2 protein-coding genes and 1 pseudogene are annotated in these 2114 nt (G+C 62.7%); all 3 read right to left on the bottom strand.

What is annotated here, in order from left to right; all coding sequences use genetic code 11:
- Positions 1 to 445 (bottom strand): annotated as a pseudogene (locus tag DAD99_RS08025) (BCCT family transporter); the annotation flags it as partial.
- Between the two features lie 40 nt (positions 446 to 485).
- On the bottom strand, positions 486 to 1700 hold the full coding sequence (fdhA, locus tag DAD99_RS08020) for a formaldehyde dehydrogenase, glutathione-independent (RefSeq protein ID WP_193341093.1): 1215 nt from the start codon (positions 1698 to 1700) through the stop codon (positions 486 to 488).
- A gap of 129 nt (positions 1701 to 1829) precedes the next feature.
- Positions 1830 to 2114 (bottom strand): 2Fe-2S iron-sulfur cluster-binding protein (locus DAD99_RS08015; protein ID WP_193341092.1); only part of this gene is annotated, 285 nt, incomplete at its 5' end.

The following is a 2114-nucleotide window of genomic DNA, read 5'->3' as shown; positions in this document are numbered from 1 at the left end:
TCACAAAGATCGAAGCCGTGATCATGAAAAGCCACCCGGTGTACTCCATGACCCAGTTAAGGGCCCCGGTGGAGGTCGCGGCGAGGTTATCCTTTCCGACGAAGCCCCAAACCACAAAGGCGACAGCCGCGACGCCGGTGATTCCGAAGGTCACTTTGTCAAGGGTGTGCGTGTGGTTCCGGCGCCGCGAAACGGCGTGATCGGTCTTGGCGTTGCGCAGTTCCTCGAGGATCAGCTCATACTCTTCTGTATCCGGCAGTGCCGCGGCACCTACGTCCCCCGGATCCAGGACATCCTGGCTGGCGTTTTCTTCCGTGGAGACATCAATGACTGTTGTGGTGTTCCGCGTTCTTTCGCGCTTTTCGCTGGGGGGAGTTGCTGCCAAAGAGTCGTCGGCAGACGACTCCTCGGGGGTGGAGAGTTGTAAGTCACGGCCAATAGCCATGAGCGAATCCTTTGCTCGGCGGATGATGGGCTTGCGGTTACTAGTTGCTGAGGTAGCCGTTCGGGTCAAGGACATACTTCGTGGCGGCTCCGGCATCGAATTCCGCATACCCCCGAGGGGCATCCTGGAGCGGAATGGCCGTGGCGTTGACGGCCTTGGCGATTTGGATCCTGCCATGCAGGATCGCCATCATCAGCTGCCGGTTGTACTTCATCACCGGGCACTGGCCGGTCGTGAAGGAGAGGGACTTCGCCCAGCCGGTGCCCAGGGACAGGGACAGGCTGCCCTTCTGGGCCGCCTCGTCCGCGGCACCCGGATCCCCGGTGACATAAAGGCCGGGAATGCCCAGGGACCCGCCGGCGGCGGTGAGATCCATCAGTGAATTGAGCACGGTGGCCGGCGCTTCCTGGGCCCCGGCACCGTGTCCGCGGGCCTCGAAACCGACCGCGTCTATACCGGCGTCGACCTCCCGGACGCCGAGAAGCTGCTCGATCTGGTCAGCCGGGTCGCCGTTGGCCACATTGACGGTTTCGCAGCCAAAGGATCGGGCCTGGGCCAGGCGATCCTCATTGAGATCCCCCACGATGACCACCGCGGCCCCCAGCAGTTGCGCGCTGGCCGCCGCGGCAAGCCCCACGGGACCGGCCCCAGCAACATAGACGGTGGACCCGACGCCGACACCTGCCGTGACGGCTCCGTGGAATCCGGTCGGGAGGATGTCCGAGAGCATGGTCAGGTCCATGATCTTCTCCAGGGCCTGGTCCCGATCGGGGAACCGCAGCAGGTTCCAGTCCGCATAGGGGACCAGGACGAACTCGGCCTGCCCGCCGACCCATCCGCCCATATCGACATAGCCGTAGGCGGAGCCGGGCCGGTCCGGGTTCACGTTCAGGCAGATTCCGGTCTTGCCCTCCTTGCAGTTCCGGCAGCGCCCGCAGGAGATGTTGAAGGGGACAGAGACGATGTCCCCGACCTTGATGAACTCGACGTCGGGCCCGGTCTCGATGACTTCTCCGGTGATCTCGTGCCCCAGGACGAGACCGGCGGGGGCGGTCGTGCGGCCACGAACCATGTGCTGGTCGGAGCCGCAGATGTTGGTGCTCACCGTGCGCAGGATGACCCCGTGTGGGACCTTCCGGCCGACATTGACGGGATTGACGCCGGGGCCGGCCTGCAGTTCAAAGGTGGGAAACGGGGTATCGATGATTTCCACGATCCCCGGCGCCTTGTATGCAACGGCTTTGTTACCTGACATTGAATGGCTCCTATGGGTTGGCGATCGTAACCTCACGGTGATGCTGGTCGCATCAGACGGTCTGTGAGTTAGTTGTTGTCAGTTTTCGTGGAGCGAGTTGGGTCAATTGATACGTGCAGCTATGTGCGTTTAGGCGTCGATGATCATGTTGGTGCGCGCGGTGGAGCAGCAGGGTAGGAACTTGCCTGCTTCGATTTCCCGTGCGCGGATCCCGCCTTGGTGGTTCATCTCGATTTCCCCGGAGAGTTTGACGACTTTGCAGGAGCCGCACATGCCTTCTTTGCAGTTCGCGCCGATCCTGACGCCGGCACGTTGGGCGGCTCCGAGGATGTGTTCGGTGGGGTCGATGCGTACGTTGATGCCGGTGCGTATGAAGGACAGGGTGAGGCTTCCGGTTCCGACCGTGTCGAAGAG

The organism is Pseudarthrobacter sp. AB1 (assembly GCF_014926485.1).
Lineage (GTDB): Bacteria > Actinomycetota > Actinomycetes > Actinomycetales > Micrococcaceae > Arthrobacter.
This window is presented reverse-complemented; position numbering and strand designations above follow the sequence as displayed.